The following is a 13639-nucleotide window of genomic DNA, read 5'->3' as shown; positions in this document are numbered from 1 at the left end:
AGGGCGGGCGGCCCGCCTCAGGCGGCGACGCCCAGCGCGCGCAGGCAGCCGCGCAGCGTGGGCTCGACCGCGACCTGGGCGAACTCGACGGACCGCCCCGCGGCGCGCCAGCGCTCGAGCAGGGCCATGAGCCGCACCGAGTCCAGCCCGTGGTCGGTCAGGTCGTCGTCGAGCCCGATCTCGTGGGCGGCCGAGCCGCCCGCGCCCAGGACGTCGACGACGTCCGCGAGCGCCTGCTCGCGCGTGACGGGTGTCGGGGTCGGGTGCGTCATGCGGTTCCTCCGGTGGCGCGGAGCGCGCCGGTGCGCGCGGGCGGACGCCTGGCCAGGACGTCGGAGCGGACGGGGACCACGAGCGGCCAGCCCTCGGGGTCGGTCATGACGTGGGCGCGGATCCCGAACACGTGCCGGACGACGTCGGCGTCCAGGACCTCCGCGGGGCGTCCCTGGGCCACGACCGCGCCGTCCTTCATGAGGACGAGCTGGGTCGCGTACCGGACGGCGAGGTTGAGGTCGTGCAGGACCGCGACGACCGTGCGGCCCTCGTCGTGCAGGCGCGCGCACGTGTCGAGGACGTCGATCTGGTGCGCGATGTCGAGGAACGTCGTGGGCTCGTCGAGCAGCAGCAGCGAGGTCTCCTGGGCGAGGGCCATGGCGATCCACACGCGCTGACGCTGCCCGCCCGACAGCTCGCTCACGCGCCGGGTCGACAGGTCGAGCGTGTCGGTCGCGAGGAGCACCTCGTCGATCACCCGGTGGTCCTCGGCGGACAGCGCGCGCAGGAAGCCCTGGTGCGGGTGGCGGCCGCGGGCCACGAGGTCGCGCACCCGGATGCCGTCGGGGCCGATCGGCGACTGCGGCAGGAAAGCGAGCCGCCTGGCGACCTCGCGCGGGGGCATCGACGTCACGACCTGCCCATCGAGCTCGACGGTCCCGGCCGTGGGGCGCAGGATGCGGGCGAGGGACAGCAGCAGGGTCGACTTGCCGCAGCCGTTGGGCCCGACGACGACCGTGAGCTCGCCCTGGAGGATCTCGAGGTCGACGCCCTGGAGCACGTCTCGCTTGCCGTAGCCGACGCGCAGGTCCCTCGTCGTGAGGCTCATCGGACGCCCACCGCGTCGGGACGGACGGCGGGCGCAGCCCGGCGGGCCAGGACCGACGCGAGCACCTCTCCGGCGCGGACGCCCAGCGTGGACAGCAGGGTCGAGCTGAGACCGTGCGAGTGCTCGGACTGCCCCACGAGGTAGAGCCCGGCGTCAGCGGGCTCGGTGAGCCGTGCACGGTGGTCGCGGTGCAGGTCCAGGGCCCCGTCGGCGTCGCGACCGAGCAGGTCGGTCGTGCCGCCGAGCAGGGTCGCCGGGTCCAGGGGGCGGTAGCCCGTGGCGAGCACGACCAGGTCCGCGTCGAGGACGGTCGTCGTCCCCGTGAGGTTCTCGGCGAGCGTCAGGGCCACCGGGCCGTCCGATGCGTCCCGCACGTCGAGCACCTCGGCGCACCGGTGCCAGTGCAGGCGCTCCCGGCCGAGCCACCGGTCGCGGTACTCGTGCTCGTGCAGCGCGCGGATGGTGTCCTCGGCGACGACCGAGTAGTTGGTGTTGCGGTGGTGCGCCATGAGCTGCGCGCGCCCGGCGGGCGGGGCGTCGTAGAAGACGTCGACCGTGCCCGGGTCGAACACCGAGTTGGCGTAGGGTGTCGAGTCCGAGGGCGAGAAGCCGTAGCGGCGCGCCACCGAGCGGACCTCGGCGCCGGGGAACCGGTCGTAGAGGTCGAGCATGATCTCGGCCGCGCTCTGCCCCGCGCCCACGACCACGGCGCGCCGCACGTCGTGGTCGACGAGCGCGATGCGGTCGAGGTAGCGCTGGTTGTGCCAGACCCGACCGGACTCGACGACGCCCGCCGGGAGACGGGGCTGCAGGCCCGCGGCCACGACGACGTCGCGGGCCCTGGTCCTGCTCTGGCCGTGCTCGCCCGCGACCGTGACGTCGAACGCGACGACCCGCCCGCCGTCGCGCACGGGCGTCACGGACTCGACCGACGAGCCGTAGCGCGTGAACCCCGCCAGGCGGGCCGCTGCCCAGCGCAGGTACGCCGCGAACTCGACGCGCAACGGCGCGAAGCTGCCCCGGTTGAGGAAGTCGACGAGGCGGCCCTGCTCGTGCAGGAACGCGAGGAACGAGTAGTCGCTCGTGGGGTTGCGCAGCGTCACGAGGTCCTTGGCGAACGCGACCTGCATGTGGGCGTCCTCGAAGAGCATCCCGTGGTGCCAGCGCGACGTGGCCTGGCGCTCGTGGAAGACCGCGCGCAGCGGTGCACGGACGCTCGCGTTGTGCTCCTCGATCGCGATCGCGAGCGCCATGTTGGACGGCCCGAAGCCGAGCCCCAGGAGGTCGACGTCGACGTCGTGCCCGGGGCGGCGGGGGTGCTGCGTGCGGGACGGGTTGCTCATCGCGGGCTCCACGGCTGGGTGCGGGGTTCGGTGCCGGCGGCCGCGGGAGCGGGGGCCGGGTGGGCACGGTCGACCTTGCCGACCGCGGTGGTGGCGAGCGCCTCGACGGACTCGAACCGGTCGGGGATCTTGTAGGCGGCGATGCCGCACTCGCGCAGGAACCTGCGCAGCACGGGGCCGGTCGGCGCGAGCGCCCCGGGGCGTACCACGACGCGCGCGACCGCACGCTCGCCCAGGTACTCGTCGGGCTCGCCGACGACGCTCACGTCGAGCACGTCGGGGTGCGCGCGCAGGTGGTTCTCGACCTCGGCGGGGGCGACCTTCTCTCCCCCGCGGTTGATCTGCTCCTTGGCGCGCCCGACGACCGTGAGGTAGCCGTCGGCGTCGCGCGTCACGAGGTCGCCCGTGCGGTAGAAGCCGTCGGCCGTGAACGAGCGGGCGTCGTGCTCGGGCGCCCGGTAGTAGCCGCGGATCGTGTAGGGACCGCGGGTCAGCAGGTGCCCCGGCTGCCCGTCGGCGACCGGCTCGTCGTGGTCGTCCACGACCCGGACCTCGTCGGCGGGCGAGATCGGGCGCCCCTGGGTCCTGACGACGACCTCACGCGCATCGCCCGCCCGGGTGTAGCAGACGAGCCCCTCGGCCATGCCGAAGACCTGCTGGAGCGTGTCCCCGAAGACCGCGAGCATCCGTTCGGCGGCACTCGTCCCGAGCTTGGCTCCCCCGACCTGGAGGACCTGGAGCGAGGAGAGGTCGTGCGTGGCGACGAGCGGCGAGGCGGCCCAGACGTGTGCGAGCGGCGGCACGAGGGCCACGTGCGTGACGCGGTGCCGCTCGACGAGCGCGAACGCCGTGTCCGGGGCGCCGTGCGGGGAGAGGACCACGGTCCCGCCCGCGTGCAGGACCCCGAGCACGCCGGGAGACGTCAGGGCGTAGTTGTGCGCGACCGGCAGCGTCGCGAGGTACACCGAGCCCGGGCCCAGGCCGCAGATCCGTGCGCTCTCGCGCACCGAGTACAGGTAGTCGGCGTGGGTGCGCGGGATGAGCTTGGGCGTGCCGGTGGTCCCACCCGAGAGCTGCAGGAGCACGACGTCGGACGGGTGCGCGGCGTCCTCGAAGGGCCCACGGACCGTGGTCAGGTCCGATCGGCGCAGGTCGTCGAGCGCGTGCGCGGAGAACGTGACGGACGGGTCCGGCCGCCCGTCGGGACCTGCCGGAGCGCCCCCCGCGACCACGACGTGCCGCACCGAGGTCACGGCCCCGGCGGCCTCGCGCGCGAGGGCCGCGTGGTCGAAGCCTGCCTCGACGCCGCCCGTCACGAGCGCGACGGCGCCCGTGTGCGCCGCGAAGTACTCGACCTCGGTGCGCCGGTGCGCGGGCAGCGCGAGGACCGGCACGACGCCCGACCGGCCGAGCGCGACCAGCACCTCGACCAGCTCGCTCGCGCTCGGGAGCTGCACGACGACACGGTCTCCCCTGCGCAGCCCGAGGGCCGCGAAGCCGTGCGCGAGGTCGTCGGCCGCGCGGTCCAGGTCCGCGTAGGTCAGGCTGCGGGCCGCGTCGACGAGCGCGGTCGCGTCGGGCCGTGCGGCCGCGGCGTCGCGCACGAGCGAGCCGAGCGTCTGGTCGGTCCAGAACCCGGCCGCGCGGTAACGGTCCGCGGCCTCGGCGGGGACGGGCACGACGCCGTCGAGCAGGTGGGGCACGGGACGCACCCGTGGGGCGGCCGTCACGACACGCTCCCCAGCGCGGACAGCAGCGTCGAGAACTTCACGGCGGTCTCGGCGTGCTCGCCCTCGGGCGTGGACCCGACGACGACGCCCGCCCCCGCGAACAGCCGCACGTCCGCGCCGCGCACCAGACCGCAACGCAGCACGATCGCCCACTCGCCGTTCCCGGCCTGGTCCGCCCAGCCGACGAGGCCCGTGTAGAAGCCGCGGTCGAACGGTTCGAGCGAGCCGATGAGCTCGCGCGCCGCGGCCTGCGGGTGCCCGCAGACCGCGGGCGTGGGGTGCAGCGCGTAGACGACGTCGAGCACCGAGACCCCCGGCTTCAGGCGAGCGCTGACGGGCGTGCCGAGGTGCCACAGGTGCGACGTCGCGACGAGCTCCGGGGTCGCCGGCACGTCCAGGTCGTCCTCGTGGGCGACGAACCCGCGCAGCACGTCGCGGATCGCGTCGGTCACGAACGCGTGCTCGCGCAGGTCCTTCTCCGAGGTCAGGAGCCGCTGGGCCGTCGCACGGTCCTCCGCGGGGTCGGCAGAGCGCGGCGCCGACCCCGCGAGCGGGTGGCTGTGCAGCACGCCGTCGCGTACCGAGACCAGGAGCTCGGGGCTCGCCCCGACCAGGTGCCCCTGGTCGCCCGGCAGCTCGACGTCGAACACGTACGCGTCCGGGTTCGCGCGCCGCATCGCCGCCCGCACCGCGCCACGGTCGAGCGGCCCCTGCGCGGACACGTCGAGGGTGCGCGCCAGGACGACCTTCTCGGCGACGCCGTCCTCGAGCTGGGCCACCGCCCGCCCGACGGCGGCACGGAAGACCGCGTCGTCGCGTCCGAGCAGCGCGGGCACGGGTCGGGTCGCGGGGGTGCCGTGCTCGCCCTCGGTGCCGTGGGCGCTTCGTCCACCCCCGGCGGGCTGCCGTGACTGCCACGACTGGTGCGCCGGGACGACGAGGTGCGCGGGACGCGAGGAGTCGAACGGGATGGTGCCCACGAGGACAGGTGCGGGCTCTCCGGCCCAGCGGGCCGAGGCCGCCCGCGCGAGGAGGTCCCGTGCCGCGGCCGCGACGGTCGGGCCGTCCCACGACCGCACGTCGAGACGGTCGCGCACACCGTGCGCGACGAGGCCCACGTCGGGCGACGCGAGCCGGAACTCGGCGTGCCCGAGGGGACCGCCGTCGTCGGGCAGGGTGCTGCGGGTCGAGGCGGTCGAGACGTGGTGGCGGCGCGCGTGCGCCGGGTCGAGCGCGACCGCGGGACCTGCCGGGTCGTCGAGCACGGTGAAGCCGGTCATGAGGCGTCCTCGGTGTCGATGGGGTGCGTGCGCCTGCGCGGTCGTCCGCAGGAGGACGGGCGAGAGGTCGTGCTGGGGGGAGGGTGGGGGTGCCCGCCGTCAGCGGAGCGTGGCGCCGCCGTCGACCACGAGCTCGTGCACCGTGATGTGCCGGGCCGCGTCGGAGGCGAGGAAGGCGACCGCGTCGGCCACGTCGCGGGCCTCGGCGAGGCGGCCCAGCGGGATGCCGAGCCGGAAGTCTTCCGGCACCCCGGCCACGACCCGCGCCTCGGCCGACTCGTCGAGGACCCGCAGGTCGTCCGGGCCTCCCGACCCGGCGAGCGCCGCGAGCATGGGCGTGCGGGTCGAGCCCGGCGAGACCACGTTGCAGCGCACCCCGTAGGGCGCGAGCTCGAGACCGAGCGACCGGGTCAGGCTCGACGCCGCGGCCTTCGAGGCCGCGTACGCCGCCATCCCGACGCGCGGGACGCCCGCAGCGTTCGACGCGACCGTGACGATCGCGCCCCGCCGACGGGAGGACAGACATCGCGCGACCTCGCGCGAGACGAGGTAGACGCCCGTCGCGTTGACCGCGAGCATGCGCTCCCAGTCCGCGAGCGAGGACTCGGTCACGACACCGGGACTCAGGACGCCCGCGGCGTTCACGAGCACCTCGAGCGGACCGATCTCGGCCTCGACCCGGGCGACGAGGCGCACGACGTCCGCCTCGTCGGTCACGTCGAGGCGCACCGGGACGACGTGACCGGCCGCTGCCTTCCCGAGCGGCGCCGTCGGGACCGTGCCGTCGAGGTCTCCCGCGACGACCACGTACCCCTGTGCCGCGAGCGCCTGCACGACCGCGGCGCCGATGCCGCCCGCGGCGCCGGTCACGAGGGCGACGCGGGCGCTCATGCCCCCGCCACCGCGGGGACGCGCGCCCCGAGGTGGGTCAGCACGTCGTCCGTCGTCCCGACGACGGCGCACCGGTCCGCCGCCCAGGCGAGGGCCTGGCGGTGGTGGGCGAGCGAGAAGTCCGCGACGGCGTCACCGACGAGGAAGGGCTGGACGTCGTGCATGAACGCGTCGCACGCCGTGACGAGGCAGCCGATGTGGGCGTAGACGCCCGTCACGACGAGCTGGTCGCGCCCCTGCTCGCGCAGGAGGTCGCGCAGGCCCGTGCGGACGAACGCGTCGTAGCGCCACTTGGTCAGCACGGTGTCCCCCGGCTGCGGGGCAAGCTCGTCGATCACGACGGCCGAGCCGTCGTCCGGGATGCCGGGTCCCCAGAAGTCGGTGAGCAGGCCGCGGTCGGCGGGGCGCTGCGCGGGCGGCTGGGCGGTCAGGACGACCGGTACGCCGAGCTCGCGCGCCGTCGTGGCGAGGCGCGAGATGTTGCGGACGGCGTCCCGCAGGACGGGCGACGCCGGGTCGAACGCGTTCACGAAGTACTGCTGCATGTCGTGCACGAGGAGCACCGCGCGGGCAGGGTCGACCTGCCACGCCACACGGTTGCTCGGGTACTCGTGCGGTGCCGGGCCGTCGTAGGCGGCGATCGTCGGCAGTCCCATGGTCCCCCCAGAGCCGGGCGTATCGAGCAGGTTAGTTGAGTGGGTTAGGTAAACCTTTCCTCACTGAGGTAGACCTAAGCACAGACTTCACCCGCCTGGGAAGACCCGTCCACGGAACGGACAGATGCCGACAATCTGCCATCTCGTTCACGGGTTGACGTGGACGTCCCCCCGAGAACGCCGAAGGGCCGTCCGGCCAGGTCTCCCTGGCCGGACGGCCCTTCGTGTCAGCTGCGCGGGCTCCTAGGAGCCCGGCCGCGTGAGCGGACGGATCAGAAGTCCATGCCGCCCATGCCGCCGTCGCCACCCGGCATCGGCTGGTTCTTCTCCGGCTTGTCCGCGACGACGGCCTCGGTCGTCAGGAAGAGCGCTGCGATGGACGCAGCGTTCTGCAGCGCGGAGCGCGTGACCTTGACCGGGTCGTTGACGCCTGCGGCGAGCAGGTCCTCGTAGACGCCGGTCGCGGCGTTCAGGCCGTGGCCCGAGGGGAGGTTGCGGACCTTCTCGGCCACGACGCCACCCTCGAGACCGGCGTTGATCGCGATCTGCTTGAGCGGAGCGTCGATCGCGGCACGCACGATCTGCGCACCGGTCGCCTCGTCGCCGACCAGGTCGGTGATCGCAGCGGTCTCGAACGCGACGGCGCCGGCCTGGATGAGGGCCACGCCACCACCGGCGACGATGCCCTCCTCGACGGCAGCCTTCGCGTTGCGGACGGCGTCCTCGATGCGGTGCTTGCGCTCCTTGAGCTCCACCTCGGTCGCGGCGCCGGCCTTGATGACAGCGACACCGCCGGCGAGCTTGGCGAGGCGCTCCTGGAGCTTCTCGCGGTCGTAGTCGGAGTCCGACTTCTCGATCTCGGAACGGATCTGGTTCACGCGACCCGCGATGAGGTCGGCGTCGCCGGCACCCTCGACGATCGTGGTCTCGTCCTTGGTGACGACGACCTTGCGAGCCTGGCCGAGCAGGTCGAGGGTCGCGGTCTCCAGCTTGAGGCCGACCGTCTCGGAGATGACCTGGCCACCGGTCAGGATCGCGATGTCCTGCAGCATGGCCTTGCGGCGGTCGCCGAAGCCCGGAGCCTTGACGGCGACGGACTTGAAGGTGCCACGGATCTTGTTCAGCACGAGGGTGGCCAGGGCCTCGCCCTCGACGTCCTCGGCGATGATGAGGAGGCTGCGGCCGGCCTTCATGACCTGGTCGAGCAGCGGCAGCAGGTCCTTGACGTTCGAGATCTTCGACTCGACGATCAGGACGTACGGGTCCTCGAGGACCGCTTCCTGACGCTCGGGGTCGGTCTCGAAGTAGCGGGCCAGGAAGCCCTTGTCGAAGCGCATGCCCTCGGTGAGCTCGAGCTCGAGGCCGAACGTGTTCGACTCCTCGACGGTGATGACGCCTTCCTTGCCCACCTTGTCGAGGGCCTCGGCGATGAGCTCGCCGATCGCGGGGTCACCGGCCGAGATCGCGGCCGTGGCGGCGATCTCTTCCTTGGTCTCGATGTCCTTGGCGGCGACGAGCAGCTGGGCCGTCACGGCCTCGACAGCCTTCTCGATGCCGCGCTTGAGGGCGATCGGGTTGGACCCGGCCGCGACGTTGCGCAGGCCCTCGCGCACGAGCGCCTGGGCGAGCACGGTCGCGGTGGTGGTGCCGTCACCCGCGACGTCGTCGGTCTTCTTGGCGACCTCCTTGACGAGCTCCGCACCGATCTTCTCGTACGGGTCGTCGAGCTCGATCTCCTTGGCGATGCTCACACCATCGTTGGTGATGGTGGGCGCGCCCCACTTCTTGTCGAGGACGACGTTGCGGCCCTTGGGGCCGAGCGTGACCTTCACGGTGTCGGCGAGGACGTTGAGCCCGCGCTCCATCCCGCGACGAGCCTCCTCGTTGAAGGCGATGATCTTTGCCATGGGGATTGATCCTCCGCTGGTGGCGTGTGACGGTCGGTCGGCGCCCGCGACGGACGGCTCGCGCACGCCGACGTTCATGTCACGCCGACTCGCGGGCCTCACCTGACGACCAGAGAAAACTGTCACTCTCATGACGAGAGTGCTAACGCCATTATTGGCACTCGGCCGGTGCGAGTGCAAGACCAGGCACCCCCTATCGCCCGTAGCGGAACGACGAGCGTCCGGCTCGTCCTAGGATGCGCACTGTGAGGTTCGCGACGACGCGGTGGCGACTGGCGGTGCTGGGTGCAGCGATCGCCCCTGTCGTGGTGCTCGTGACCGCGGGCGCGACCCCGGCCCACCGCCCGACCGACGTGCACGTCGACCTCTACCAGGACGGTGTCGCGACGGCCGGGGACGGTTCGCTGCTTCGCCTCCCGGACGGCATGGCGGCCACCTACCTCGACGGCAGCAGGGTCCTCGACCCTGCCGCTCTCGACCCCGGGTGGCTCGCAGGCGGCCTCGACCCCCGCGACGGCGAGGTCGACCGGCTGACCGTGATCGCCGGCCCTCCGCTCGCGCCGGACCAGCTCCGGGACGCCGAGGCCGCGACCCGCGCCGCGGAGGCCTCGCGCGCGTGGCTCGCCGCGGGCGACGTCCCCGGGGAAGGCACCCGGTTCGCGGCCCTCGGCCAGGACGCGCTGCTCGACCTGCACGCCCTCACGCTCGAGAACGGCGCCTCGCTCGCCGCCCCCTCCCCGAGGTGGCGCTTCGTGTGGCCGCGGGACGCGTCGTTCACGGCGGCCGCCTACGCGCGGACCGGGCACGTCGACGACGCCCTGAGGGTGCTCGACTTCCTGCGCTCGGTCCAGGAGGCCGACGGGTCGTTCCAGGCGCGCTACCGGCCCGACGCCTCGGGCGTGCCCGACGACCGCGGCAGCCAGTCCGACGGCAACGGGTGGGCCCTGTGGTCCGCCTGGACCGTGATCGACGCGATCGAGGACCCCCAGGACCGTGCGGCGGCGCGCGATCGGCTCGCACCTCTCGTCGACGCGTCGACGGACTACGTCCTGGGCGTCCTCGACGAGGACACGGCGCTCCCTCCGCCGTCGAGCGACTACTGGGAGGTCCACCCGACCGAGCTGACGCTCGGCACCGCGGCCCCCCTGCTCGCCGGTCTCGAGGCCGCTCGCTCGATCTACGCCGACGGCGAGCAGTGGGCACCGGCTGCCGACGCCGCTCGTGCCGCCGCCCGCCTGCGGACGGCGGTCGAGGAACGGTTCGGGCCCCAGGGATACCCGCGCCACGCGTCGGGTGGTCCGCAGGACGCTGCGACGACGTTCACCCTGCCGCCCTTCCAGCCCACGGCCCTCGCCGGGGCGCAGGACGCGTGGCGGTCGTCGGTCATGTCCATGCTCCGGCCCGCGGGCGGGGTCGCACCAGGGGCGGGCTGGCGCACCGACGGCATCTCGTGGACGCCCCAGACGGCCCTCTTCGCGCTGGCCGGGGCCTCGACCGGGGAGGTCGAGGCCGCCGAGAGCTGGCTCGACTGGCTCGCCACCCACCGGACGGCCTCGGGTGCGATCCCGGAGAAGGTCCTCGCGGACGGCTCGCCCGCGGCGGTCGCCCCGCTCACGTGGAGCTCGGCGCTCGTGGTGCTGACCCTGGTCGAGCTCGAGGACCAGCGCGCTGCAGCAGCAGCGCTGCCCTGAGTCCGGAGCCTCAGGGGGCCAGGCGAGGCAGGTGCGGCACGTCGAACTCGCGCCGCAGCACGCGCTGGGCCGCGTACCAGCCGCCGAGCCCGTGCACCCCCGGTCCCGGTGGTGTGGAGGCCGAGCACAGGTAGACCCCGTCGAGGCCGGTCGCGTACGGGTCGAGCCGGGCCGTCGGGCGGGCGATCACCCTCCACAGGTTGACGACCCCCGCCGCGATGTCCCCGCCCACGTAGTTGGCGTTGTGCTCGCTCATGCGCGCTGCGGGTACGCAGCGCGAGGTCACGACGACGTCGCGGAAGCCGGGTGCGAAGCGCTCGATCTGGGCGGTGATCGCCTCGGTGACGTCGAGGGTCGAGCCAGCGGGGACGTGCGCGTAGGCCCACAGGGGGCGGAGGTCCCCCGCCCTGCGCGACGGGTCGACGACGCTGGGGTCGCTCACGAGCACCATGGGACGCTCGGCGTGCCTGCCCTCGGCGACAGCGCCCTCTGCCGCGGCCATCTCGGCGCGCGTGCCGCCGACGTGGACGGTGCCCGCCCGTCCGACGTCGGCGTGCTTCCACGGCACGGGGCCGCGCAGGACGAAGTCGACCTTGCTCGCCGCGTTGCCGTACGGGAACGCCGTGAGCGCGCGCGCGGCCCGGCCGGTCAGGCGGGACCCGAAGACCTCGACGACCGTGCGCGGTGTCGTGTCGAAGATGATCGCGCGCGCGGGCGGGAGGTCCGACTCCGAGCGGACCGGGTGGTCGGTCACGACCTGGCCACCGTGCGCCTCGAGGTCCGCGACGAGCGCGGTCACGATCGCTCCCGAACCACCGCGCGGGATCGGCCAGCCGCCCTCGGAGTGCGCGAGCGAGGCGAGGAGCATCGCGACCCCGGCCGAGGCGAGCGACGGAACGGGGGCGATCCCGTGCGCGGCGACCCCCGTGAGGAGCGCCGGCGCGACGTCGCCCACGAAGCGCCGGTCCCACAGCCCCGTGCCCTGCTCGAGGACCCCGAGGCCGAAACGCGCCGCGGTCGGGATCCCGCGAGGAACGAGGCCCGCGGGGACGCTGCGCTTGTCACCGAGCGCCGTCGCGACCGCGTGCCCGGGGTTCCGGGACAGCGAGCCGAGGAGCGAGCGCCACGCGGCGCCGTCGGGCCCCAGGCCGTCGACCGTCCGGTCGAGGTCGCGATAGGCGATCCCCGCGCGACCACCCGGCAGCGGCTGGGCGTACGAGACCTCCGGGACGAGCAGCTCGACGCCACGCGACGGCAGGTCGAACGCCTGGAAGAACGGCGACGCCCACGCCATGGGGTGCACGGCCGAGCAGATGTCGTGGACAATGCCCTCGGCCAGCCCGAGGTCCAGCGTGCGGGAGCCGCCGCCGACCGTGGGCTGCGCCTCCAGGACGCGCACGGACAGTCCGGCCCGGGCGCACGTCACGGCCGCCGCGAGCCCGTTGGGACCCGAACCCACGACGACGACGTCCACCTCGGTCAGGTGCCGGGCGGGGGTCACGGCACTCAGAGCGCGCGCACCTGCTCGGCCTGGGGGCCCTTCTGCCCCTGCCCCTGCTCGTACTCGACCTGCTGACCCTCGTCGAGCGAGCGGTAGCCGTCGCTCTGGATCGAGCTGAAGTGGACGAAGAGGTCCTGCCCGCCCGAGTCCGGCGTGATGAACCCGAAGCCCTTCTCGGCGTTGAACCACTTGACGGTGCCCTGTGCCATCTGCGTCTCCTCGTGCGGTGCTGACGTCGAGACACGTCGTGCCCCGGGACGAGACCGAGCCTAGTGGCCCGGGTCACACGAGGAAAGCAGACCGCCGAGCGTGAAGGACCTGGAGCGGCTGATCAGGGAGCGGGCGTGAGCGCCGTCTTCACGACCACGACCACGTCGCCCTCGCGCACCTGCGTCTGGGTCATCTGCTCCGCGGGGATGCCGAGGACCGCGGCGACGGCCGTCGCCGTCTCCTTGCGGTTCGCGGTGTACCAGACGGTGTTGGCCGAGAGCCCGGAGTCACCGGGGTAGGGCGCGAACTCGACCTTGGTGAAACCCTTCGCCTGGAGCGCGTCCTTGCCGACGCGGGACTCGCCCTCGGGACCGTCGTCGTTCAGGACGCGGACGTACGCGCCCTTGTCCGCGGCCGCGAGCAGGGCCGTGACGTCCGTGGCCGGAGGCGCCGGCGTCTCCTCCGTGGTGGGGGGCTCCTCGGCCTCCTCGCCGTCCGCCGGAGGCTCCTCGGCCGCCCCGTCGTCCGCCGGAGGCTCCTCGGCACCCGCGTCGTCGGCCGGGGGCTGCGCGGCGGGCTGCTCCGCCTCGGCCGAAGGCTTCTGGCTGAACCCGCCGGAGATGGCAGCGACCCCGCCGACCGCGAGACCAGCGAAGATCACCGCGACGAGGAGGAAGGGCCAGGTCTTGCTCCAGCCGCTGCGTGGAGCGCGATAGACCCCCACGGGCGCGCCCTCGGGCGCGGGGACGTCGAACTCGTCAGGCGCGTAGGGGTAATCGCTCTTGCTCACGGCGACAGGTTAGCCCGACTTGGGCCAGCGACTAAATGTCGCCGAGGCGACGTGCGGAGCGTGCGCGCTGCCGGGTGGACCGCATCCGACGCAGCCGCTTGACGAGCATCGGGTCGTGCGCGAGGGCCGCCGGCGAGTCGATCAGGGAGTTGAGCGCCTGGTAGTAGCGCGTCGCGGTCATGTCGAAGAGCTCACGGACCGCCTGCTCCTTGGCCCCGGCGTACTTCCACCACTGCCGCTCGAAGGCCAGGATCTCCTGGTCGCGGGCCGAGAGCCCCGAGTCCGTGGCCGGCGCGTCGTCCGCCTCGGCGGGCGCGACGAGGTGCTCGGTCGCGGCGAACGCTTCGCTCATGGGCGGGATCCTCACTCGTCGGGACGCGACCCGCTCACGGAGCGGATACCTGGACCGCACCAGCCTACGCGCGAACGACACCCGTGTCATTCACCCGCTCGCGTACCCTCGCCGCGTGAACAGCTTCGCGACGCCACCGTCCTCGGGGTCCCTCGAGCAGGCCCCGTCCGTCACCTCTGACCAGGC

13 protein-coding genes are annotated in these 13639 nt (G+C 73.7%); 1 reads left to right on the top strand and 12 read right to left on the bottom strand.

Annotated elements, in window-relative coordinates; translation table 11 throughout:
• Positions 1 to 17: 17 nt before the first annotated feature.
• From ACZDYF_RS00745 to groL, 8 genes are all read right to left on the bottom strand, one after another.
• Positions 18 to 272, bottom strand: coding sequence for a phosphopantetheine-binding protein (locus ACZDYF_RS00745; protein ID WP_475051775.1), 255 nt, complete (start codon positions 270 to 272; stop codon positions 18 to 20).
• Entirely contained in the window at positions 269 to 1102 is an 834-nt protein-coding gene (locus ACZDYF_RS00740; RefSeq protein WP_475051772.1) for an ABC transporter ATP-binding protein, read from the bottom strand. Before ACZDYF_RS00740 ends, ACZDYF_RS00745 begins: the two co-directional genes overlap by 4 nt.
• Complete coding sequence (locus ACZDYF_RS00735; RefSeq protein ID WP_475051769.1) at positions 1099 to 2445, bottom strand: lysine N(6)-hydroxylase/L-ornithine N(5)-oxygenase family protein; 1347 nt, start codon at positions 2443 to 2445, stop codon at positions 1099 to 1101. Before ACZDYF_RS00735 ends, ACZDYF_RS00740 begins: the two co-directional genes overlap by 4 nt.
• A complete protein-coding gene (locus tag ACZDYF_RS00730) occupies positions 2442 to 4175 on the bottom strand; it encodes a (2,3-dihydroxybenzoyl)adenylate synthase (protein ID WP_475051765.1) in 1734 nt (577 codons plus the stop codon). The genes ACZDYF_RS00735 and ACZDYF_RS00730 overlap by 4 nt, the downstream gene beginning before the upstream one ends.
• A complete protein-coding gene (locus tag ACZDYF_RS00725; protein ID WP_475051763.1) occupies positions 4172 to 5455 on the bottom strand; it encodes an isochorismate synthase in 1284 nt (427 codons plus the stop codon). The genes ACZDYF_RS00730 and ACZDYF_RS00725 overlap by 4 nt, the downstream gene beginning before the upstream one ends.
• 99 nt (positions 5456 to 5554) lie before the next feature.
• Positions 5555 to 6346 (bottom strand): 2,3-dihydro-2,3-dihydroxybenzoate dehydrogenase, encoded by a 792-nt coding sequence (locus ACZDYF_RS00720; RefSeq protein WP_191789532.1) that lies wholly within the window; start codon positions 6344 to 6346, stop codon positions 5555 to 5557.
• A complete protein-coding gene (locus tag ACZDYF_RS00715) occupies positions 6343 to 7002 on the bottom strand; it encodes an isochorismatase family protein (RefSeq protein WP_475051760.1) in 660 nt (219 codons plus the stop codon). The genes ACZDYF_RS00720 and ACZDYF_RS00715 overlap by 4 nt, the downstream gene beginning before the upstream one ends.
• A 272-nt stretch (positions 7003 to 7274) precedes the next feature.
• Complete coding sequence (gene groL, locus ACZDYF_RS00710; protein ID WP_056645303.1) at positions 7275 to 8909, bottom strand: chaperonin GroEL; 1635 nt, start codon at positions 8907 to 8909, stop codon at positions 7275 to 7277.
• A gap of 236 nt (positions 8910 to 9145) precedes the next feature.
• Here groL and ACZDYF_RS00705 point away from each other — a divergent pair, with 236 nt between their 5' ends.
• Positions 9146 to 10600: a glycoside hydrolase family 15 gene (locus tag ACZDYF_RS00705; protein WP_475051756.1), complete on the top strand. Its 1455-nt coding sequence runs from the start codon at positions 9146 to 9148 to the stop codon at positions 10598 to 10600.
• Between the two features lie 10 nt (positions 10601 to 10610).
• Here ACZDYF_RS00705 and ACZDYF_RS00700 read toward each other — a convergent pair whose 3' ends face one another.
• The 4 genes from ACZDYF_RS00700 to ACZDYF_RS00685 all read right to left on the bottom strand — a co-directional run bounded on the left by ACZDYF_RS00700 (position 10611) and on the right by ACZDYF_RS00685 (position 13453).
• Positions 10611 to 12101: a phytoene desaturase family protein gene (locus tag ACZDYF_RS00700; RefSeq protein WP_475051753.1), complete on the bottom strand. Its 1491-nt coding sequence runs from the start codon at positions 12099 to 12101 to the stop codon at positions 10611 to 10613.
• Positions 12102 to 12106: 5 nt separating this feature from the next.
• The gene (locus ACZDYF_RS00695) at positions 12107 to 12310 is read right to left on the bottom strand and encodes a cold-shock protein (RefSeq protein WP_475051751.1); all 204 of its coding nucleotides are present in this window, start codon (positions 12308 to 12310) and stop codon (positions 12107 to 12109) included.
• A gap of 122 nt (positions 12311 to 12432) precedes the next feature.
• On the bottom strand, positions 12433 to 13101 hold the full coding sequence (locus tag ACZDYF_RS00690; RefSeq protein WP_475051748.1) for a LytR C-terminal domain-containing protein: 669 nt from the start codon (positions 13099 to 13101) through the stop codon (positions 12433 to 12435).
• Between the two features lie 31 nt (positions 13102 to 13132).
• Positions 13133 to 13453 (bottom strand): DUF3263 domain-containing protein, encoded by a 321-nt coding sequence (locus ACZDYF_RS00685; RefSeq protein WP_191789537.1) that lies wholly within the window; start codon positions 13451 to 13453, stop codon positions 13133 to 13135.
• Positions 13454 to 13639 lie beyond the last annotated feature (186 nt).

This window comes from Oerskovia sp. PE-21s (genome assembly GCF_056158145.1).
The sequence above is the reverse complement of the archived record's forward strand: the minus strand, read 5'-3'. Positions and strand labels throughout refer to the sequence as shown.

Bases quoted from the DNA above. Each gene is read 5' to 3' on its own strand.
- ACZDYF_RS00745 (WP_475051775.1), bottom strand. From the start codon at position 272: ATGACGCACCCGACCCCGACACCCGTCACGCGCGAGCAGGCGCTCGCG.
- ACZDYF_RS00685 (WP_191789537.1), bottom strand. From the start codon at position 13,453: ATGAGCGAAGCGTTCGCCGCGACCGAGCACCTCGTCGCGCCCGCCGAG.
- ACZDYF_RS00715 (WP_475051760.1), bottom strand. From the start codon at position 7,002: ATGGGACTGCCGACGATCGCCGCCTACGACGGCCCGGCACCGCACGAG.
- ACZDYF_RS00725 (WP_475051763.1), bottom strand. From the start codon at position 5,455: ATGACCGGCTTCACCGTGCTCGACGACCCGGCAGGTCCCGCGGTCGCG.
- ACZDYF_RS00740 (WP_475051772.1), bottom strand. From the start codon at position 1,102: ATGAGCCTCACGACGAGGGACCTGCGCGTCGGCTACGGCAAGCGAGAC.
- ACZDYF_RS00720 (WP_191789532.1), bottom strand. From the start codon at position 6,346: ATGAGCGCCCGCGTCGCCCTCGTGACCGGCGCCGCGGGCGGCATCGGC.
- ACZDYF_RS00695 (WP_475051751.1), bottom strand. From the start codon at position 12,310: ATGGCACAGGGCACCGTCAAGTGGTTCAACGCCGAGAAGGGCTTCGGG.
- ACZDYF_RS00705 (WP_475051756.1), top strand. From the start codon at position 9,146: ATGCGCACTGTGAGGTTCGCGACGACGCGGTGGCGACTGGCGGTGCTG.
- groL (WP_056645303.1), bottom strand. From the start codon at position 8,909: ATGGCAAAGATCATCGCCTTCAACGAGGAGGCTCGTCGCGGGATGGAG.
- ACZDYF_RS00735 (WP_475051769.1), bottom strand. From the start codon at position 2,445: ATGAGCAACCCGTCCCGCACGCAGCACCCCCGCCGCCCCGGGCACGAC.